We start from the raw sequence: 289 nt of genomic DNA, 5'->3' as shown, positions 1-289 counted from the left end.
GGCTGTTCGAGGGTTTGTTTATCGCCGATATCGTCGGCGTGTATGACGTGTATCAGCAGTCCATCGATGTGCCGCTCAAAGAGTCGATCCAATTGCCGGTCAACGACCCGCTGCTGCTGGTCTCGGCCATGGCGGCGGTGACCCGCAACCTCGGCTTCGGCCTCACCGCCAACCTGACCTACGAACCGCCGTACCTGTTCGCCCGGCGCATGTCCACCCTCGATCACCTGAGCCGCGGCCGGGTGGGCTGGAACATCGTCACCGGCTACCTCGACAGCGCCGCCAAGGC

At 64.0% G+C, this 289-nt stretch carries 1 protein-coding gene; it reads left to right on the top strand.

Features of this window, described 5'->3' with window-relative positions:
- A partial coding sequence (locus AC0L3U_RS39155; RefSeq protein ID WP_473365085.1) for an LLM class flavin-dependent oxidoreductase occupies positions 1-289 on the top strand: 289 nt, incomplete at both ends.

It is taken from the genome of Bradyrhizobium sp. Kon69, assembly GCF_055807515.1.
The sequence above is the reverse complement of the archived record's forward strand: the minus strand, read 5'-3'. Positions and strand labels throughout refer to the sequence as shown.